Here is a 19,573-nt window from a genome sequence, read left to right on the forward strand (position 1 = left end):
CCTTGCTCGGGGGGGGGGGGGGGGGGGGGGTGGGGGGGTCCGTCCAATTTGGGGGGGGGGGGCCCGGGCCCCCCCCCCCCCCCCCCCGACCGCGGGATCAGCAGAACCAGCCGGTCTGGACCCAGCCCCACTTGTTCACGTTGCCCCAGGCGGCGCCTTCGGCCCACTGGCCGCTCGCCGAGTAGCGGTGCAGGTTGAAGTGCTCGCCGCGGTACAGGGTGCCGATCAGCTGCCCGGAGGCGGTGTCCCGGACGTACAGGTCGTCGGCGCAGACGGTCTTGAGCGTGGCGGCCGACGCGGTCTGGGTGACCGCCAGCGGGGTGACTGTCGCGGCGACGGCGACGAAGGTCGTCAGCAGAGTGCGTGTCTTCATCAGCTTGCCTTTCGAGGAGTCGGCGGTCAGTAGGAGAGGCAGTCCTTGCGCAGGAAGCCCCACTTGTCGCCGCCGTGCCACAGCACGTTGGCCGAGTAGCCGCCGGCGACGATGTAGCGGACACCCATCCACGTGCCGGCCTCGAGCTCCTTGATCTTGTTCTTGTGGCCGTCTTCCGGTGAGTAGTTGCCGAACAGGGTGGCCGTGTCGCAGGTGATCCGGGCCGACAGCATCGGCACCCACGGGTCCTCCAGGGTTCCGGTGCCGCGCTGCGCGGTGACCGTCGTACCGGCCGGGCCGGGTTCGGCCGCGTTGGCCTGGGCGGAGGCCAGCAGCGTGAGGCCGGCCAGGGGCAGGGTCAGTACAGCGGCGGTACGGCGGAGGCGCCGTCGCGCGCGGAGTGAGTCGGTCATCGGAGGATTCCTTCCGGGGCGGGGTCTGACTCGTCAAGAATCTCCGCCTGGCCCGGCCCGCGACGACGGCCTGCCGTGCCCAGGTGTGCAGGGACGGTGCGCTTCCGTGCAGGGGCCGGGTCGCTCAGCCTCGCCGGAAGTCGCGCGGGCTGACTCCGGTCGCCGCGCTGAACGTACGGGTGAAGTGCGAGCGGCTGGCGAAACCGCAGGCGTGCGCGATCCGCTCGATCACCCAGCCGGCCTTCGCCGGGTCCTTCAGCAGCACCTTGGCGCGCTCGATCCGCAGCGACCGCAGTTGCTCGGCGATGCCCGCCTCACCTTCGAACAGCAGGTACAGACGTCGTCGGGACATGTTCAACGCGTCGGCCACGTCCTGAGCGGTCAGAGTGCTCACCTGCAGGTGTGCGGCCAGGTGGTCGAGCACCTGTTGCCGGCGGGCGGGCACGGTCTCGGCCTGGTCGGGTCCATCGCCCACGGCGGAACGGAGGACGAGCTCTGCGACGCCGAGCAGGTAGGGCTCGGCCGCGGCGGGGTCGAGCGGCGAGGTGGTCCCCAGGAGGTGCCGGGCAGCCGACCGAAGGACGGCGTTGGCGGCGTCGGGCAGCGGGAGAGCGGCGAACATCAGTCTGCGCAGGGTCGCCGGGTCGATCGACAGCGCGGGGACGGGGACGTTCAGCAGGATCACGTCGTGGCGGCGCAGGTGGATGTGCGCGCAGGGCTCGTCGGCGCCCTGGATCAGCAGGTCCCGCCGCGAGAACGTCGTCGTCGTACCGCGAGCCCGGACCAGCCGCTCCTGGCCGCCGTGCACGACCAGCTGCAGCATGCTCTCCGGCGCGTTGGCCGCGGTCGACGCCGCGACCTCGCTGCGCATCGGATCGAGCACGCCACGGGTGATGGCCGCTCGTCCGGCCCGGACCGCGGTGAAGTCGGCGTGGAAGCCGGCCGGGCGTGCCTCGACCGGGCTGATCCCGATCGGGTAGAGCGCCGAGCTGAGCTGCTGCTGCCACGCCTCGAACTGGTCGGCCGCCGCGATGCCGGCGGTGGTCAGCCTGCTGGTCGCCATCGGTGCTCCCGGCTCGGACCCGGCCGCCGCGCGGCGGGGAGGTTGAATCGGTGGGGCGGGAAGCGCGATGGTCGGACGACCGCGCTGCTCCGCCCCACCTAGGTGTCCGGGCCCCCATCAGACCTCGGCGTCGACCGCGGTCTGCTCGCCCAGCCACCAGTGAGGCGCTACTGGCGGGCAGCACCTCACCGATCGGTGTGAGGAGGGGCTCAGAGCCCTTCCCCGGTGAGCGGCGTGGTGCGGACGCCGTAACGGACCGTACTCAGTCGAAGACAGAAAGTCCATGGGTTGCCAGGGGGCGTCTCACCGTACTGACCATTAACTGTTTCAGCAGCTGATCGTGTCCGCGTGCGCGGTGCCGGAGGACCGGTACGCCGAGACCCGCGCGTCGGCGGCGGCCGGGCTCAGCACCTCGTTCTTCGCGTAGTACACCCAGTCGGCCGACTGCGCCCAGACGCTGGTGCCGCCGGAGTGGCCGTTCAGGTCGATGAACCACTGGTTGTAGTTCAGCGTCATGCCCTGCCGCGGGTAGACCGTGTGGCCCTGGCCGTCGTCGGTGTGGTCGGCGACGAGCGTGCCGTCGACGTAGTACTTCACGTGCCCGTCGGCGACGGTCGCGACCAGCGTGTGCCAGCCGGCGTGGCTCTGCCTGCGCGCCGTCGAGGCGCGCCAGCCGTCGAAGGGGTCGACCTGGTAGGTGTTCCAGCTGGTGAAGAAGTTCGTCGCGCCGGTCTCGCCCCAGCCGCCGTTCGGCAGGTACTCGGAGATGTCGAGCTCGCTGTAGGCCGGGTCCCAGTCGTAGCGCAGCGGCGAGATCGTGTAGAAGGTCTGGTTGATGGTGTCGCCGTCGTTGCCGCTGACCGGTACGTCGCTGAACTTGAACCGGGTCGCGTAGGTGCCCTCGAAGAACCGCTGCTGGTCCTGCTGCACCTGGGCGTGCGTCGTACCGCCTGCTGTGCCGTCGGTGCTCGCGCGGAGCTGCAGGGACTGCTGGCCGTCGACGACCGGGAAGCTGATGTTGCTCGCCGCCCAGGTCGCACCGCCGACGCCGGGCCCGCCGGCGTTCGTCCGGATGCTCCAGTCGTGCGCGGTGAGCGCCGGGTCGGTCCGGGAGCTGTAGCTGAAGTCGTCGAAGAAGGCTCCGCAGGCGGCGGCCCGGTCCGGAGTCTGATCCGGAGCGGGACGAGCAGAAGCCGGTACGCCGACCGCTGCCGCGACGGCCGCCAGGACGGCGACGGCGGCGGTGGTCCGAAGAGCGCGGGATCGAGCCATGGTGAACACCTTTCTCGGGGCGGAGAGGGTGTGACCACTGGGTCACTCTTGGCAATCTGCCGGGTCGAAGTGGTTAAGTCAAGAGGTTGTGTTAACCGTGGAATCGCTCTCACTGGCCAGACCACTGGTAAGATCTCGGCATGCGACGGACGCAAGCACGGGATCAACTGCTGGCCCTGATCGAGACCAGCGGGCCGGGTCAGGTGCTGCCGTCGGAGCGCAGCCTGAGCGAGTCGCTGGGCGTCTCCCGGCCGACGCTGCGGGCTGCCCTGGACGACCTGGCCCGCGAGGGCGTGGTGGTCCGCGAGCACGGGCGCGGCACGTTCGTCAGCGCCCGCAAGATCCACCAGGAGCTCGCGCCGACCGAGGCCGGCGACTTCGCGCTTCCGCCCGCCGAGGGCAGCCCGTGGCAGAGCCGGCTGATCAGCTTCGTCACCGAGCCCGCCGGCGCGCGGATGGGCCGGCGCCTCGAGGTCTCGCCTGGCGCCGACCTGATCTCCGTGGTCCGCCTTCGCCTGGTCGACGGCATCCCGATGTGCATCGAGCGGATCCGGCTCCCGGCCGGGCTCGTCCCCGGCATCACCGGCCGCGACTTCGAGACGGGCTCGTTCTACGCGCTGCTCCGCAACCGGTACGACGTGGCGCCGCGGGACGCCGTCCAGGTCACCGAGCCGACCGTCACGGATCATCAGGAGTCCGCCCAGCTCGACGTACCGCTGCACTCGCCGGCGCTGCTGATCGAGCGCACCACCCGAACAGCGGACCGCGCCGTGATCGAGTACACCCGCTCCGTCTATCGAGGAGACCGGTACCGGATCACGACGCGGCTGACGTTCCCTGACTGACTAGCCCTTGACGGCTCCCGCCGCCACGCCCGCGGTGACCCGGCCCTGGAGGACCAGGAAGATCAGCAGGACCGGGAGCATGAAAAGCGTCGCCGCTGCCATCGTCGCGCCCCAGTCCGTGCCGAACGTGTTGCTGAACGACGAGAGCCAGACCGGCAGCGTGCGCTGGTCCTGGTTCTTGATGATCAGCAGGTTCGCGAAGGCGAACTCGTTCCACGCGGTGATGAAACCGAACAGCGACGTCGACAGCAGCCCCGGCGCGAGCAGCGGGAAGACGATCCGCCGGAACGCCTGGAACTGGTTGCAGCCGTCGACCTGGGCGGCCTCCTCCAGCTCGACCGGGATCGCGTTCAGGAACCCGCGCAGCGTCACGATCGTGAACGGCAGCGTGACCATGAAGTAGATCAGCGTCAGCATGGTCAGCTTGTCGAGCATGTCGGTGTCGCGGGCGATCACGTACATCGGGATCAGCAGCGCCTCCCACGGTGTCATCTGCGCGATGAACACCATCAGGATGAACGCCTGCCGGCCGCGCCACTTCATCCGGGCCACGGCGTACGCCGCCAGGCACGCGATCACCAGTGCCATCAGCACCGCCGACACCGCGACCAGCGCGCTGTTGCGCCAGAACAGCCAGAACCCGTCCGCGTTCACCGCCGTACTGAAGTGCGTGAACGTGATGTTGGTCGGGAAGAACGACGGCGTCTCGGCCTGGATGTCCTTGGTCGGCTTGAACGCGGTCAGCACCATCCAGTAGACCGGGAACACCGAGAAGGCGAACACGATCAGGGCCAGCGTGTTGAGCGAGATCTTCCGCCCGAGCTTGGTCCTCACAGTTCACCCTCTTCCTTGAACATCTGCCGGAAGTACGCCAGCAGCGCGACGCCCAGGATCACGACGGTCACCATCGAGATCGCGGCGCCGAGGTCGTAGCGGTTCAGCGACTGGGCCACCTGGTAGGCGTAGACCGGCAGCGTCAGCGTCGCGTTGCCGGGACCGCCCTGGCTGATCGCCCAGATCTGCACGAAGCACTTGAAGACCCAGATGATCTCCAGGCACAGGATCAGCCCGAACATCGGCCGCAGGATCGGGAACGTGATCAGCCGGAACGTCTTCACGCCGCCGGCGCCGTCGATCTGCGCCGACTCGTGCAGCTCCTTCGGCACGGTCGTCATCGCGGCGTACAGGGTCAGGGCGGCGAAGGGCACGGACTGCCAGACGATCAGGACGACGACGATCGCGAACGTCGACGTCCCGTTGGCGAACCAGGCGTAGCCGTCGTACTGCTCGAAGCCGAGGGCGACGAGCGCCCAGTTCACGACACCGAGCTGGGACTGGAACAGCCACTGGAAGACGGTGGTCGCGGCGATCACCGGGATCGCCCAGGCGACCACCAGGCCGCCCATCACGGCCAGCCGCATCTTCTTGCCCAAGGCACCGATCAGCAACGCGATCAGGGTGGCCAGCACCATGATCAGCGAGACGTTGATCGCGGTGAAGACGAACGTCCTGAGAACGACGCCCCAGAACATGTCGTCGGACAGGATCTGGCGGTAGTTGTCGAAGCCGACGAAGTCGGCCCCGCCCCGGATCAGCTGGGCGATGCCGAACTTCTGGAACGAGATGATCAGGTTCCGGATCAGCGGGTAGACCAGCAGGTACGCCGTCCCGAGCACGGTCGGCGCGACCAGCAGGTACGGCAGCAGACGCACCGGCAGGGAACGCCCCCGCCGCCCGGGGGCCGGCGAACCGGTCCGGGCGGCGGGGGCGTGTTCCGCCGTGCTCTCGACGTGGGTGACAGCCACGGCTACTTGGTGTTCAGCGCCTGGGTGATGATCTCGTCGGCCGCCTTCGCGGCGGCCGCCGGGTCACCACCGGTCAGCACCTTGGTCTGGTACTCCTTGATCGGGTTCTTCGCCTCGACCGCGGCCCAGTTCGGCGAGTTCGGGGTCGCCTTGCCGTTGGCGGCACCGGCGGCCATCGCCGCGACGCCCTCGTCGCCACCGACCGACGCGGCCAGGCTGGTCCGGTTCGGCACGTACTTCATCGACTTGGCCAGGTCGGTCTGCCACTGCTCGCCGGCCAGCTCCTTGATGAACGTGTACGCCGCGTCCGGCCCGTCGGAGGCCTCCGGGATGATCAGGTCCGAGCCACCGGTGAAGACCGCGCCCGGCTTGTCGGCGGTCTTGCCCGGGATCGGGAAGAAGCCCAGCTTGTCCTTCAGCGCCGGGTTCGCCTGGGCGATCAGCTCGGCCGCGCCCGGCACCGCGATCATCTGCGCGATCTTGCCCTGCGCGAAGACGTCGGTCTGGGTCGGCTTGGCCTCGTCGGAGTCCTTCGGGCCCTTGCCGAGCGCCTGGATCTGCTTGTAGAAGTCCATGCCCCTCTGCGCCTCGGGGGTGGACAGCCCGCCCTTCCAGGCGTCGCCGTCCTTGACCGCGAGGTCGCCGCCCTCGTCCCAGATGAAGCCGGACAGCACGTAGAAGTTCTGGCCGGGCAGGTAGATGCCCTGGTTGCCGCCGCTGTTCAGCTTGGTGGTCGCGGTGATCCACTCGTCGCGGGTCTTCGGCGGGGTCACGCCGGCCGCCTGGAACAGGTCCTTGCGGTAGACGACCACGCGGTTCGCGGCGTAGTACGGAATGCCGTACTGCTTGCCCTCGTACAGCCCCGGGCCGGCCAGGCCCTCGATCCAGTCGTCGCCCTTGAGGTCGGACTTCTTGTCGGTCAGGTCCTTGACGCCGCCCGAGGCCGAGTACTGCGCGACCTGGGTGTTGCCGACCTCGATCACGTCCGGCGCGTCCTTGCTGGCCAGCGCGCCGATGATCTTCGGGCCGATCCCGTTCCACTCCTGGATCTGGACGTTCGCCTTCACGTCCGGGTGCTTCGCGGCGAAGTCGTCGGTGAAGCGCTTGAGGAAGTCGTCGGAGACGCTGCCCTTCATCAGCCAGACGTCGATCGTGGTCGGGCCGTCGGCGGCGGCGTTGTCGCTGTCGGAGCCACCGCAGGCGGCGACCGTCGTGAGGGAGAGAGCCGCGACCGCGGCGACGGCAAGGGGACGGAACTTCATCGGATCACCTCTGGCGGAGTAGCCGGACCGGCGCCCGGCTGACTGGTATGAACCTGTCGTTCAGTGGCAGCGAGAATTGCGGACGACCGATCGCCTCGTCAATAGTTCAGTAGCTTCCGTTACTAAGTCGTGAGAGCGCATGCAGCCAGCAAATGTGCGTGAAGTGATCGATTGACAGCGTTATCTGCAGTCGACGTTGCAAAATACGCAATAGACCAGTGGCTTACCTGGTCAGCGATTTACCGGACCAGTTAGTCTTTTCGGCAACCGCTTGCTGTTATTCGGCGAGCGCCGCGATCACCGCGGACGCTGTCGCCGCGTCCTGCACACCGAGCCCGGTCAGGTCCGCGACCGACCGTCCCGTACGCCGGCTGAAACCGTCTCGCAGCACCGCTCCGACGGACAGGTCCACGTCGTCGGCGATCACCCCGGCCCGTACGGCGTTCCCGAAGTCCCCGTGGTCGAGGCACTGCGCGTGGTCGTCGGTGGCAACGGTCACGCCGGCGAAGAGCTCGGGCGGCAGCTCGCCCTTGCCGGGCATGTCGGTGCCGACGCCGGTGATGTGGAGAGCGCCGCTGAAGAGCTCGATCGGCAGCGGGGCTGTGGCAGGCGTCGTGGTGATCACGCAGGGCGCTGCGCTTTCGGTCACCGGCCGGGCCTGAATGCCTGTTGACTGCAGGGTTTCGACCAATTGTGCGACAGCGTCGGGGCGGCGACCCCAGACTTGAAAGCTGACCTGAGGACGCAGGTGGGTCAGCCAGATCGCCTGCAGGCGGGCCTGGTCTCCGGTGCCGAGGATCAGGACTTCCTCCCCGTCGGCCGGGGCCATCGCGTCGGTGATCAGCGCACCGGCCGCAGCAGTGCGCCAGGCGGTGAGGCGGCCCTCGTCGGCCAGGACAGCGGCCGGTTCGCCGGTGGTCGCGTCGACGACGAGCATCAGGCCGTTGTTGACCGACGCGAACGTGCTGGCGATCTTCACCGTGAAGTGCGGTGAGCCATCGACGTACCCGGCCTTCACGTGGCAGTCACCGGACGCCGTCGGGAAGTCCAGCACCATCGGGAGCGGGACCTGCGTCCGCCCTTCGCTGTGGGCGATCAGCGCAGCCCGTACGGCGTCGAAGACCAGCTCCGGCGTCACCGCCGAGCGGAGCTCGTCGAGCCCGATCACCCGCAGCGTCATGCTCGGCTCTCCAACCAGTTGCCCCAGGCATCGAGTGCCGGTTCGGCGTCCAGGCGGCCGAGACCGAGGCGGAAGCGGTCGACCGGGGTGTCGGTGAGAGCCGAGGAGTAGATGCTCGACGGCAGCAGGAGCACGCCGGCTTGCTCGACCAGGGCGGCGCACATCGCCTCGACGCCGTCCGGCCCGGCGTACCGGGGGAAGCAGACGCAGCCGCCCTGCGGCGGCTCGAACTCGAAGAGGTCCGGATGCCGGCCGAAGAAGTCCGCGAAGAGCGGGAGGTTCCGCGCGACGATGCCGCGGTTGCGCTCCAGCAGGCGGTCACGGGCCCGCAGGGCGATCAGCGCGAGGATCTCGCTCGGCGCGGAGTTGCAGATCGACGTGTAGTGCTTGGCGCGCTCCAGCTTGTCCAGCACGGCCCGGTCGCGGCAGGCGATCCAGCCGATCCGCAGCCCGGGCAGGCCGTACGCCTTCGACATCACGTTCAGCGACAGCGCCGACGGCGACAGATCGGTTGCTTGAGGCAACGACGGCCGATCGAGCTCGAGCCCGCGGTAGACCTCGTCGCTGAACAACCTGATCCCGCGCTCGTCGCACAACCGGACCAGCCGCTGCCACGCAGCCGGGTCCGGTACGGCGCCGGTCGGGTTGTTCGGGAAGTTCACCGACACGAGCCGGGTCTCGGGCCGTAGCGCCCGCTCGATCGCGTCGACGTCCAGCGCCCAGCCGTCCTCCGGCCGCAGCGCGACACCCGTCACCTCGCAGCGGTCGAGCGGGATCGTCTCGGCCGACTGGTAGTTCGGAGTCAGTACGACCATGTGGTCGCCCGGTTCGAGCAACACCCGCATCGCCAGGTAGATGCCTTCCTCGGCGCCGGCGAAGCACATCACGTCGTCGGCCTCGAGACCGTCGTACGTCGCCGCGATCTCCTCGCGGAGCGCGGGAAGCCCGCGGGTCTCGGTGTAGCCGAGCGCCAGCGACTCCCACCGCTCGCGGCCGTCGTCGTCCGCCATCGCGAGCAGGTCGGACATCGGCAGCGACTGCGCGTCCGAGGCGGTCAGGTGGAAGCGCGCGCTGAACTCCCAGCGCGAGAAGTACGTCTCCAGCCGGAAGTCAGGCAGGGTGGCCATCGGTCTCCTGACGGGCTTCGGCGAGCAGTTGGTAGAGCGCCGACCGGGAGATCTTCAGCGCCCGCGCGACCGCCGGCACCGACCGCCGCTGACTCAGTACGCCGGCCGCCTCCAGCCGCCCGACCAGCTCGAGCCGGTCGTCCCGGGACAGCCGGTCGACCGTCGCGCCGCGCTCGCGGACGAACTCCCCGACCACGTCGTTCAGCGTCTCGGTCCAGTCGTGCTCGAACAGCACCCGCGGCTGCCCGGTCACCGGCGCCGCGAACGCCGCCAGAATCCGCCCGGCCTCCTCGAACGCCGTCCGGTCCACGTTGACGCACAGCACCAGCCCGGCCTTGCCGTCCTCGTCCCGCAGGACGGCGCTCACGCTCGACAGTCGCCGCCCGTCGGGCAGCGACTTAGGGTAGGGCCCGTAGACGTCGCGGCCGGTCTCCGCGAGCTCGTCCAGCTCGCCGAGCAGCGACGGCGCCCCGACCTTCCGCTCGGACAGCGGGTTCCAGATCGCCACCACCTGGTCGGTCGCCGGGTCGTGCAGCACCACCTCGGCGTGTGGCGACAGCAACCGCGCGATCGCCTCCCCGACGGGAGCCAGCCGATCGACTTCAGCCTTCACCTCAGTACTCGACACGGTCTGGACACTAAGTCCATGTCAGACGAACTGTCCAGCCCCTCTCATTCGGGTGGCATTCATGCGCCATGTCACAGGAAGGGCAGAGATGGACAGGGCGCAAAGGTGGTGGCGCACCGCAGACTCCTGAGCACGAGGTGCCTGCCCCTAGCCTCTTGAAGGAGTCCGCCCATGTCCTCTAGCAAGCGTCGCGCCGCCATCCTCGCGGCCGCTCTCGCTCTGGCCGCCACGTCGAGCCTGACCGCTACCGCGGCACCCCCGGGCTCAACGACCGCCCCACCGACGGCTGCCCAGGCCGGCAAGTCGCAGAAGGTCACGCTGATCACCGGTGACGTCGTCGAGGTGACCGACGCCGGGGCCGGCAAGAAGGCCGCCACCGTGCAGCCCGCGCCGGGCCGCGAGCAGATCGCGTTCCACACCGTCGAGGTGGACGGCGGGCTGCGCGTCCTGCCGAGCGACGTCGTCCCGTACGTCTCCTCGGGCATGGTCGACGCCGACCTGTTCGACGTCGACGAGCTGCTCGCCGACGGGTTCGGCGACGCGACCACCTCGACCCTGCCCCTGATCGTCCGCTACGACGGCGGCGCCCGCGTCCAGTCCCTGACCGGTACGACGAACGCCCGGCCGCTGCCGTCCATCGGCGGCGCGGCCGTCACCGCCACCAAGGCGGAGCTGACCGGCCTGTGGAACTCCCTCAAGCCCGCGGCGCACACCGCTCGCACCCTCGACCAGGGCGTCGCCAAGATCTGGCTCGACGGCAAGGTCGAGCCGGTGCTGGACAAGAGCGTGCCGCAGATCGGTGCGCCGGCCGCCTGGCAGGCCGGGTACGAGGGCAGCGGCGTCGAGGTCGCCGTGCTCGACACCGGTGTCGACGCCAACCACCCGGACCTGGCCGGCAAGGTGCAGAAGGCCGAGGACTTCTCCGCGAGCCCGACCGGGACCGAGGACCACTTCGGTCACGGCACGCACGTCGCGGCGACGATCGCCGGAACCGGCGCGGGCGCCGGCGGAACCCGGAAGGGCGTCGCGCCGAAGGCCGACCTGCTGGTCGGCAAGGTGCTCGGCGACGACGGTTCGGGCTACGAGTCCTGGATCATCGCCGGGATGGAGTGGGCGGCCGCCGAGGGCGCCAAGGTGGTCAACATGAGCCTGGGCGGTGGCCCGACCGACGGCACCGACCCGCTCAGCCAGGCCGTCAACGACATCACCGCGGCGTCCGGCACGCTGTTCGTCGTGGCCGCCGGCAACGACGGCGCGGACGAGTCGGTCGGGTCGCCGGGTGCGGCCGCGGCCGCGCTCACCGTCGGCGCGGTCGACCGCAACGACGCGCTCGCGGACTTCTCCAGCCGCGGCCCGCGGGTCGGCGACTCCGGCCTCAAGCCCGAGATCACCGCGCCCGGCGTGGACATCGTCGCCGCCCGCGCGAGCGGTACGACGATGGGCCAGCCGCTCGACAACCTCTACACCGCCGCCTCCGGTACGTCGATGGCGACGCCGCACGTCGCCGGTGCCGCCGCGCTGCTCGCGCAGCAGCACCCGGACTGGAAGGCCAGCCGGCTCAAGGACGCGCTGACCAGTACGGCGAAGACCACGCCCGACCTGAGCGTCTACGCCCAGGGCACCGGCCGGGTCGACGTCGCCCGGGCAGTCGCGCAGAAGGTCGACGCGACCGGCGTCGCCGACTTCGGCCTGACCGTCACCGGCAGCAGCGCGGCCACCCGGACGATCACCTACCGCAACGACACCGCCGCGGCGATCACGCTGAACCTCGCCGTCGACATCGACAACCTGGACAGCCACCAGCCGGAGACCGACGCGTTCGTCGTACCGGCGACCGTGACCGTACCGGCCGGCGGTTCGGCCGACGTACCGCTCGCCCTCGACCCGACCAAGCTGGAGCGCGGCCTGTTCAGCGGCTGGATCGTTGCCTCTGGCCCCGGAAACGTCAGCGTCCGGACCGCGGTCGGCACGCTCAAGTCGGGCCCGAAGCACAAGGTCACCTTCCGGGGCATCGACCTGAACGGTCAGCCGAGCGCCCTCCCGGTCGTCTCCCTGTACGGCGACAACCCGCGCTCGGACTCGCTCGGCTGGGTCGACGAGGGCGGAACCTTCACGACCGAGGTCGAGGAGGGCACCTACCTGATGCACGGGCTGGTCGAGTCCCGCGAGGCGCAGACCGAGAAGGCCGTGCTGATCACCGATCCGAACATCGTGGTGAACGGCGACCGCGAGATCGTCGTCGACGCCCGCAAGGCCGCGCCGATCACGATCCACACGCCGAAGCCGTCCGAGCAGCAGGCGGTGCTCAGCTACTACGTGCACCGCGAGTACCCGAACGGCCGGAAGATCACCCACGGCGTGATGCACTTCAGCACGGTCAGCCAGGTGCTGGTCACGCCGACCAAGCCGGTGCAGGGCGGCAGCTTCGAGTTCGCCTCCCGCTGGCAGCTGGTCGCTCCGCTGGTGCAGGCGTCGGTACCGGGCATCTCCGGTCCGATGGACATCAACCTGCTGCACCAGTCACCGTCGTACCAGGGCAAGAAGCGGTTCAGCCTCGTTGCCCCCGGCCCCGACCTGAAGGGCGTCAAGGGAGCGGTGGCCGTGATCCCGTCGAGCGAGGACGGCTGGGGCAACGGCAGCGAGCAGGACCAGATCGCGGCGGCGGCAAAGGCCGGTGCGGCCGGCGTCATCCTGTACCGGCCGGCGGACTGGTCGACGTGGACGGTCTGGCGCCCGGTCGGCGACCGCGAGCCGATCCCGGCGATGGTCACCACCGCCGCCGACGGCGCCAAGCTGGTCAACCGGGCCAAGGCCGGTCGCGCGACGATCGACCTGACCCTGACCACCTCGAGCCCGTACCTGTACGACGTCTTCCAGGTGTCGAAGAGCCAGATCCCGGCCAAGATCGACTACCGCGTGACGGCGGCGAACAGCGCCAAGGTGAACACGTCGTACTACGACAACGGCGGCTTCACCTGGGCCAAGGAGCAGCGGTTCGGCTGGCGTCCGTGGCAGGACTACTCGTGGAACGACTCGCAGCGTTTCGTCGAGACGCCGAAGGTCCGCGAGGAGTGGGTCAGCGCGGGTGACACGCTCTGGCAGCACAACGTGCACCACCTCTACACGTGGGACACGATGAACCCGCTGCGGGGAGGCATGACGACACTGCCGCGCAGCTACAAGACCGGAACGTCCAGCGAGACCTGGTTCGAGCCGATGGTCCGACCGGCGGCCGCGCCGGGTGTGGTGTCGACGCGGACCGGTGACCGGTTCTCGCTGCGGGTGCCGACGTTCGTCGACGCGGCCGGGCACTACACGGTCGGCGAAACCACCTCGTCGTCGGCGGTGCTCAAGCGCAACGGGTCGACCGTCGCCGAGCTGCCGGACGCCTGGCAGGACGTCATCACGACCAGCGGCGACGCGTCGTACCGGCTGGAGGTGGCGACCGAGCGCAACGACACGGAAGGCGAGTGGAACTGGGGGACCAGCACCCGGACCGCGTGGGACTTCCGGTCGAAGAAGGCCGCCGAGGACAAGGCGACCGCGCTGCCGCTGCTGCAGGTCGGGTACGACGTACCGACCGATCTGACCGGGCGGGTGCCGGGCCGGACGCACGTCGTGGGGTTCACCGTGCAGCAGCAGGCCGGGGCTCCGGCGGCGCGGACGACGTCGCTGCAGGCGGAGGTGTCGTTCGACGAGGGCAAGACCTGGCGGCGGATCCTCGCGGTCGGAGCCTTCGGCCACTACGTCGCCGTCGTACCGGCCGGCAAGGGCACGGTCTCGCTGCGGGTCGCCGCGGCGGACAACGCCGGCAACAAGGTCACCCAGACGGTGATCCGGGCCTACGGGCTGAAGTAGTCACCGCGGCCCGGGCAGCTGGTCTGCCCGGGCCGTTCTACAACCACTTGCGCTTGGCCGCCTGGTAGGCGAGCCCGGTGCGGGTGTCGACCCCGGCCAGCGACATCATCCGGTCGAGCCGGCGCTGGACCGTACGACGGCTGATGCCGAGCTGCGACGCGATCGACTTGTCCGGCACCCCGGCCACCATCAGCGACAGCAGGAAGCGCTCGGAGCCGTCCAGCCCCTCACCCTGCTCCGCCTCGTCCGGCTGGAGCTTGACGGGCGTCGCCGCCTCCCAGTGACTCTCGAACAGCGCCAGCAGCGCGTCCAGCAGCTGGCCCCGGCCGATGATCGCCGCGGTCGGTTCACCGATCGCCGCCTCGTCGTCCCGGACCAGTGGGCAGATCGCGGTCGACCGGTCCACGATGGCCAGCCGGACCGGAAGCGTCGGCAGGGTCCGGGCCTCCTCGCCCCAGCCGATGCCCTCGGCGATGGTGTCCAGCTCGCCGGGCGTCTCCAGCAGGGCCCGCTCGTAGATGGCCCGGTAGCGGACGCCGCGGCTCAGTGCGCCGTACTCCTCGGTGTTCTCGGCGCCCTGCATGGCCAGCGGGTTGGCCCGGCAGAACCAGAGGATCTCCTCCCGCGCCGACTCCTGCAGATCCCGCAAGCGGTCCCGCAGCGCACCGGCTCCGACGATCACCTCGACCAGGTGGTGAGCGTCCCGGCGGCTCGCGCTGGCCCGGAACTCCTCGCTCAGCGACGCCACGGTCTGCCGGGCCGACTCCAGCGACTCCTGGCGGCGCAGCAGCGTCGTACCGAGGGCTACGTCGGGAGACAGCGGCCGGAACACCGGGTCGTCGCCCGGCAGGACCGAGACCAGCCCCTTCGCCTGCAACCGCTGCAGCAGCTCGTCGACCTCCTGCTGCGGCAGCTCCGCGACCTCGGCGAGCTCCGCGGCCCGCGCGACCGACAGACCGACCAGCAACCGGTACGCCTGCTCCTCCCGGGCGTCCAGCAACGCGCCGTCCTGCATCCGCCCCACCTCCCGTGCTCGAAGCACCACCTAAGCAGGCGGTACGGCGCAGTGGCGAGCAGGTTGGCCAGGAGAAGGCACTGCTGGGCCATTCGAATCACCTGGCACTCCTGGCACGAGAGTGCCATCACGTTCCGGTCAGCGGCCCGTCACTACCGGTGTACCGCCAGACGCTCCCCGCCCGAGCCCGTGAAGAGAGATCCCCATGACTGTCACCGACTTCGCCGGAATCCTCGGCCTGGTTGCCGCCGCCGTCCTCGCCGCCTGGATGCTGCTGGGCGCCAACACGACCCCTCACAGGGGTGATCCCCGGCATTCGGCACCGGGTGCCGACACCCGCCCGGCCCGCCATCGAGCGACCTCAGGAGGCCGGCTGCACCGCCTCTTCCTCCGCTGAGTCCGCCGCCGGCAGCGTGAGCTTGCTCGCGCGGTAGTAGAGCGCTGCGCCGTACCCGTACATGCCGAGGCCGAGGCATGCCATCGCGACGATGATCGGCCACTGCCACGGTCCTGGTGCGTACAGGGCGAGGAACCACACCGTGGCGGGGTTGTCGTTGAGCTTGAAGATCGCGGGCACGACCGCCTGCGGGAAGAGCGGGATCGCGCCGAAGCCGAGGCAGAAGCCGGCCAGGTAACGCTGCCACTTGGGCAGCAGTTGCACCTTGGCCGACAGCGAGGTGACGCTCGCCTGGTCGCCGGTGGTGCGTCCGTGCCTCAGGAGGGTGAGCAGCTCGGGCCCGCGCGCGTCCAGCCGGGCAGCAGCGAGCCTGCCGAACCACCACCACGCCAGTACGGCGGTCGCAAGGCCGACGGGGACGCCCCACCAGGACGCGTTGAGGGCGACGATCAAGGCCGGCCCGGCGGTGAGCGAGACGAGCAGGAGCATCACGTAGACCAGGCCCATCGCCTCGCCCTCGTTCTCGCCGGAGTTCAGCGGGTTGCCGGACCGCTTGTGCGCGTCGGTCGTCGGCACCGCGGCGTACACGGAGGCGAGCACGACCAGCCCGGCCGCGCCGCCGAGCAGTGCGGGCACCACGCTGAGCACGACCGGCCAGGTGTCGGTGCCGGACCACCAGGTGAAGAGCACGGTGATCAGCAGCGCCGGCGGCCCGAAGACCAGCAGGAAGGCGCGCTGCCGGGCGCGGATGTCGAGCCTGGCCGAGCCGGGCACCATCAGCGTCGACCAGTACGCCGTACCGTCGGCGCCGTACAGGTTGGAGAACATCGCACCGCCCATCACGACGGCCGCGGCGCCGGCCCAGGGGAGCATGCCCTTCCAGCCGATCGCGATCGGCATCAGGCAGAAGAACACGCCGTACGCGATCGCGAAGACGGCCCGGTGACCGTAGAGCAGGTCCCGGGTCCAGGTCCGGAGCTCCTTCCCGGCGGCCGCGCCGTGGGCGTCCGACGCGGTCAGCGGCCGGCGCGGCGGGACGCCGGCGCGGGTCGCGGTCGTCCGTCGTACGAGCAGGGCGGACCAGGCGACGAACATCAGGGCGGCCAGGAGCAGCAGGCCGGCCAGGGCGAGCAGGACCTGCAGCCAGTCGCCGCGACCGGCGGCCTCGACGGCGACCAGACCCCAGCCAGAGGGGGCGATCCGGGCCGCTTGTGCCATCGCGCCCTGGACGTCGGTGGTGATGTACGCCGCGATCAGCGCCCAGCCCTGCGCCGTGAAGGCGAGGATGAACGCGTTGACCAGTGCGGCCAGCACGGCACCCGACCTGACTTGCAGGAGCACGCCGTAGATCGCCACAGCGAGCCGGGACGCCAGTACGAAGCAGAGCAGTTGCAGCAGCAGCGCAGGCACCGACACCAGCACGGCAACGACTGAGAGCTGCGCACCGACCACAGCCAGGCTGAGCAGAGCCAGCAGGCTCACGACGGGCGCCACTCCGGCCATCGCTGCCGCCAGGAGGCCGCCGGACAACGCCCGCGGCGGCAACGGCAGCATGGTGAAGTACTCCGGCTTGAGCGTCTCGTCGCCACCGCCCGCGAACAGCGGACCGACCACCCAGCCCAGCATCCAGACAGCGATCGCCACGGCGACCACGTCGTGGTCACCACGGGCCGCGAGCCAGACCGTCCCACCCGCGAGCACCACGCCGATGAAGGCACCGCTGGCGATCCAGCTCACCTTGTTCGCGTCGCGCAGCGAGTGCCGCAGCGCGGCCAGCCGCATCCTGACCAGGGTGTGGCCGGTGGCAACGGTCAGGCCGACAGCCACGACAACCCCTCCGCACCACGGGTGGACGCGCCGACCAGCGCGACGAACGCGTCCTCCAGCGAACCGCCCGCCTGCACCTCAGAAATGGTGCCCGAGGCAACGACCTTGCCGTCGGCGACCACCGCCACCCGGTCGCAGAGCTGTTCGACCAGCGCCATCACGTGACTCGACATCACCACCGAACCGCCGCCGGCGATGAACCTGTTCAGGATCGTCCGGATGGTCGCGGCCGAGACCGGGTCGACGGCCTCGAACGGTTCGTCGAGCACCAGCAGCCGGGGCGCGTGCAGCAGCGCGACCGCGAGCCCGAGCTTCTTCCGCATGCCGGTCGAGTAGCCGATCACCTGCTTGTCGTCCTCGTGGTCGAGCTCGAGGACCTCCAGCAGCTCCTGGGTCCGGGCGTCGACCTCGGCGCGGTCCAGGCCGCGCAGCAGGCCGAGGTAGGTCAGCACCTCCCGGCCGGTCAGCCGCTCCGGCATCCCGAGACCGTCGGGCAGTACGCCGACCAGCGCCTTCGCCTTGACCGGCTCGGCCCAGACGTCGACGCCGAAGATCCGCGCCGTCCCGCCGTCCGGCCGCAGCAGCCCGACCGCCATCGACAACGAGGTGGTCTTGCCGGCGCCGTTCGGTCCGAGCATCCCGAAGAACGACCCGCTCGGCACCGTCAGCGCCAGGTCGTCCACGGCCCGCTGCGTCCCGAACGTCTTCGTGAGCCCCATCAGCTCGAGTGCGTCCATGGAGAAGTTCTACCGGTCGAGCGGGCCGTTGTGAGCCACCTCTCGCCCGCCGGACACCAATTTGGGACAACAAAAAGTCCCGGTCGGGTGCGACCGGGACTTCGGTACTGCTGGTGCGCGAGGGGGGAGTTGAACCCCCACACCCTTTCGGGCACACGGACCTGAACCGTGCGCGTCTGCCTATTCCGCCACTCGCGCGTCGGCTGTTTCCGGCCTGTCGAAGCACCATCTGCAACCGAAAGAAAACACTAGCATGCGTTCTTACAGACTCTTGCATTGCGGGTTGGGTCGAACCTCCCGATACGATCGATCGTCGTACCGGGTGTGGCCACCGCCTGCTCGGAGGCCACGACGTACGGCGTGCCTGACGACGGCGCCGGACGGCAAGCACGATCGTTGGTGCTGACCTGGCGCCAGCCGACGACCGACGTGGAGGAGGACGCGTGCGACCGCTGCAGCGCTTCGAACGGCGCTTGGAGGGCATCGTGAGCGGGGTCTTCGCGCGCGCGTTCAAGGGCGACGTGGAGCCGATCGAGCTCGCCGCCGCGCTCAAGCGCGAGATCGACAACACCGCGCGGATCCTGTCCCGGGACCGCCGCCTGGTACCGAACCACTTCACCGTCGAGCTCGGTCCGGAGGACTTCGAGCGGCTGAACGCCTACGGCCGCACCCTGAACCACGAGCTCGCGAACGAGCTCCGCGACCACGCGGACATCCAGCGCTACACCTTCTCCGGACCGATCGAGATCGAGTTGACCCAGCAGGACGACCTGCCGACCGGCAAGTTCCGAGTCGTCAGCCAGACGGTCGGGACGCAGCAGCGCTCCCGGCCCCAGCCGCCCCCGCCGCCCGAGGAGTACGCCGACCCGTACGCCGGCGAGACCGTGATGCAGAGCGCGCCCCCGCCACCCCCGGCGCCGGCGCCGCGCCGCAGCGGTCACCCGCAGGTGATGCTCGAGGTGAACGGCCGCCGCCGCCCGGTGAACCCGCCCGGCGTCGTGCTCGGCCGCGGCACCGACGCGGACATCCAGATCAACGACCCGGGCGTCTCCCGCCGGCACGCCGAGATCCGGCTGATGCCGGAAGGACCCGGCGGTGTCCGGGTCGTGCTGGTCGACCTGGGCTCCACCAACGGCACCCTGGTGAACGGCCGCCGCACGGCCGAGGCCGACCTGGTCGACGGATCGACCGTGAGGATCGGGAACACGACGATGACGCTGCGCCTGGCGGACGAGCCGATCGCCCAGCCGCCGAGCAGCGGGTGGTGACCGGACTTCCATGTCGGAACTGACGCTGACCCTGATCAAACTGGGGTTCCTGGCCCTGCTGTGGATGTTCGTCCTGGCGGTGCTGTCCGTGATCCGCTCGGACCTGTTCGGCGCGAAGGTCGACAGCCGCGCGCTGGCCCCGGCCGCGCCGGCGCCCGGCCGAACCCCGAAACCGGCCAAGCCGAGCAAGAAGAAGAAGGGCCTGCCCGGTTCGGTGACCATCGCCGACGGCCCGCAGGCCGGGGTCGGTGCGACCCTGCACGAGGAGCAGGTGGTGATCGGCCGCGGCTCGGACTGCCAGATCCGCCTCGACGACGACTACTCCTCCACCCGGCACTCGCGGCTGTTCCTGTCCGAGGGGCAGTGGTGGGTCGAGGACCTCGGGTCCACCAACGGCACCTACCTGGACGGCCAGCGGGTCACCCGGCCGGTCCCCGCCGAGATCGGCGGATCGATCCGGATCGGCCGGACGACCCTGAACATCGCGAAGTAGGCCTGAGTCC

General features: G+C 70.1%; 18 protein-coding genes and 1 tRNA gene. 5 read left to right on the forward strand and 14 right to left on the reverse strand.

What is annotated here, in order from left to right:
- Positions 1–97: 97 nt before the first annotated feature.
- The 4 genes from ACLQ2O_RS02365 to ACLQ2O_RS02380 form a co-directional block, all read right to left on the reverse strand.
- A complete protein-coding gene (locus ACLQ2O_RS02365) occupies positions 98–373 on the reverse strand; it encodes a hypothetical protein (RefSeq protein ID WP_425826647.1) in 276 nt (91 codons plus the stop codon).
- 26 nt (positions 374–399) lie between these two features.
- Complete coding sequence (locus tag ACLQ2O_RS02370; protein ID WP_425826649.1) at positions 400–786, reverse strand: hypothetical protein; 387 nt, start codon at positions 784–786, stop codon at positions 400–402.
- Positions 787–910: 124 nt separating this feature from the next.
- A complete protein-coding gene (locus ACLQ2O_RS02375; RefSeq protein ID WP_425826651.1) occupies positions 911–1,849 on the reverse strand; it encodes an AraC family transcriptional regulator in 939 nt (312 codons plus the stop codon).
- A 327-nt stretch (positions 1,850–2,176) separates the two neighbouring features.
- Entirely contained in the window at positions 2,177–3,121 is a 945-nt protein-coding gene (locus ACLQ2O_RS02380; protein ID WP_425826653.1) for a glycoside hydrolase family 16 protein, read from the reverse strand.
- A gap of 140 nt (positions 3,122–3,261) precedes the next feature.
- Between ACLQ2O_RS02380 and ACLQ2O_RS02385 the strand changes: the two genes are divergently transcribed.
- A complete protein-coding gene (locus ACLQ2O_RS02385) occupies positions 3,262–3,966 on the forward strand; it encodes a GntR family transcriptional regulator (protein ID WP_425826655.1) in 705 nt (234 codons plus the stop codon).
- Here the strand turns inward: ACLQ2O_RS02385 and ACLQ2O_RS02390 are convergent, their stop codons facing one another.
- The 6 genes from ACLQ2O_RS02390 to ACLQ2O_RS02415 all read right to left on the reverse strand — a co-directional run bounded on the left by ACLQ2O_RS02390 (position 3,967) and on the right by ACLQ2O_RS02415 (position 9,968).
- Entirely contained in the window at positions 3,967–4,800 is an 834-nt protein-coding gene (locus tag ACLQ2O_RS02390; RefSeq protein ID WP_425826657.1) for a carbohydrate ABC transporter permease, read from the reverse strand. It lies immediately after the preceding gene.
- Positions 4,797–5,771, reverse strand: coding sequence for a carbohydrate ABC transporter permease (locus ACLQ2O_RS02395; protein ID WP_425826659.1), 975 nt, complete (start codon positions 5,769–5,771; stop codon positions 4,797–4,799). The genes ACLQ2O_RS02390 and ACLQ2O_RS02395 overlap by 4 nt, the downstream gene beginning before the upstream one ends.
- 2 nt (positions 5,772–5,773) lie before the next feature.
- Positions 5,774–7,033 carry an extracellular solute-binding protein gene (locus tag ACLQ2O_RS02400; RefSeq protein ID WP_425826661.1) on the reverse strand — a complete coding sequence of 420 codons (1,260 nt, stop codon included), beginning with the start codon at positions 7,031–7,033 and terminating at the stop codon, positions 5,774–5,776.
- A gap of 277 nt (positions 7,034–7,310) precedes the next feature.
- The gene (locus tag ACLQ2O_RS02405) at positions 7,311–8,213 is read right to left on the reverse strand and encodes an ornithine cyclodeaminase family protein (RefSeq protein WP_425826663.1); all 903 of its coding nucleotides are present in this window, start codon (positions 8,211–8,213) and stop codon (positions 7,311–7,313) included.
- Positions 8,210–9,340: an aminotransferase class I/II-fold pyridoxal phosphate-dependent enzyme gene (locus tag ACLQ2O_RS02410; protein WP_425826665.1), complete on the reverse strand. Its 1,131-nt coding sequence runs from the start codon at positions 9,338–9,340 to the stop codon at positions 8,210–8,212. The genes ACLQ2O_RS02405 and ACLQ2O_RS02410 overlap by 4 nt, the downstream gene beginning before the upstream one ends.
- Positions 9,324–9,968 carry a helix-turn-helix transcriptional regulator gene (locus ACLQ2O_RS02415; RefSeq protein ID WP_425826667.1) on the reverse strand — a complete coding sequence of 215 codons (645 nt, stop codon included), beginning with the start codon at positions 9,966–9,968 and terminating at the stop codon, positions 9,324–9,326. The genes ACLQ2O_RS02410 and ACLQ2O_RS02415 overlap by 17 nt, the downstream gene beginning before the upstream one ends.
- Positions 9,969–10,139: 171 nt before the next feature.
- Here ACLQ2O_RS02415 and ACLQ2O_RS02420 point away from each other — a divergent pair, with 171 nt between their 5' ends.
- Positions 10,140–13,826, forward strand: a complete 3,687-nt coding sequence (locus tag ACLQ2O_RS02420; protein WP_425826669.1) for a S8 family serine peptidase — start codon at positions 10,140–10,142, stop codon at positions 13,824–13,826.
- 37 nt (positions 13,827–13,863) lie between these two features.
- On the opposite strand, the gene ACLQ2O_RS02425 is transcribed toward ACLQ2O_RS02420, so the two are convergent.
- Entirely contained in the window at positions 13,864–14,871 is a 1,008-nt protein-coding gene (locus ACLQ2O_RS02425) for a helix-turn-helix domain-containing protein (protein ID WP_425826671.1), read from the reverse strand.
- A 175-nt stretch (positions 14,872–15,046) separates the two neighbouring features.
- Between ACLQ2O_RS02425 and ACLQ2O_RS02430 the strand changes: the two genes are divergently transcribed.
- Positions 15,047–15,238, forward strand: a complete 192-nt coding sequence (locus tag ACLQ2O_RS02430) for a hypothetical protein (RefSeq protein WP_425826673.1) — start codon at positions 15,047–15,049, stop codon at positions 15,236–15,238.
- Here the strand turns inward: ACLQ2O_RS02430 and ACLQ2O_RS02435 are convergent.
- The 3 genes from ACLQ2O_RS02435 to ACLQ2O_RS02445 all read right to left on the reverse strand — a co-directional run bounded on the left by ACLQ2O_RS02435 (position 15,203) and on the right by ACLQ2O_RS02445 (position 18,000).
- A complete protein-coding gene (locus tag ACLQ2O_RS02435) occupies positions 15,203–17,065 on the reverse strand; it encodes a hypothetical protein (RefSeq protein WP_425826675.1) in 1,863 nt (620 codons plus the stop codon). The two genes, ACLQ2O_RS02430 and ACLQ2O_RS02435, sit on opposite strands and share 36 nt — an antisense overlap.
- A complete protein-coding gene (locus ACLQ2O_RS02440) occupies positions 17,050–17,802 on the reverse strand; it encodes an ABC transporter ATP-binding protein (RefSeq protein ID WP_425826677.1) in 753 nt (250 codons plus the stop codon). Before ACLQ2O_RS02440 ends, ACLQ2O_RS02435 begins: the two co-directional genes overlap by 16 nt.
- A gap of 111 nt (positions 17,803–17,913) precedes the next feature.
- A tRNA-Leu gene (locus ACLQ2O_RS02445) sits at positions 17,914–18,000 on the reverse strand.
- Between the two features lie 245 nt (positions 18,001–18,245).
- Here ACLQ2O_RS02445 and ACLQ2O_RS02450 point away from each other — a divergent pair.
- Together ACLQ2O_RS02450 and ACLQ2O_RS02455 are read left to right on the forward strand one after the other, a co-directional pair.
- A complete protein-coding gene (locus ACLQ2O_RS02450; protein ID WP_425826679.1) occupies positions 18,246–19,070 on the forward strand; it encodes an FhaA domain-containing protein in 825 nt (274 codons plus the stop codon).
- Positions 19,071–19,080: 10 nt separating this feature from the next.
- The gene (locus tag ACLQ2O_RS02455; RefSeq protein WP_425826681.1) at positions 19,081–19,563 is read left to right on the forward strand and encodes an FHA domain-containing protein FhaB/FipA; all 483 of its coding nucleotides are present in this window, start codon (positions 19,081–19,083) and stop codon (positions 19,561–19,563) included.
- Positions 19,564–19,573 lie beyond the last annotated feature (10 nt).

Origin of the sequence: Kribbella sp. DT2 (assembly GCF_049844575.1) — a bacterium.
GTDB lineage: Bacteria > Actinomycetota > Actinomycetes > Propionibacteriales > Kribbellaceae > Kribbella.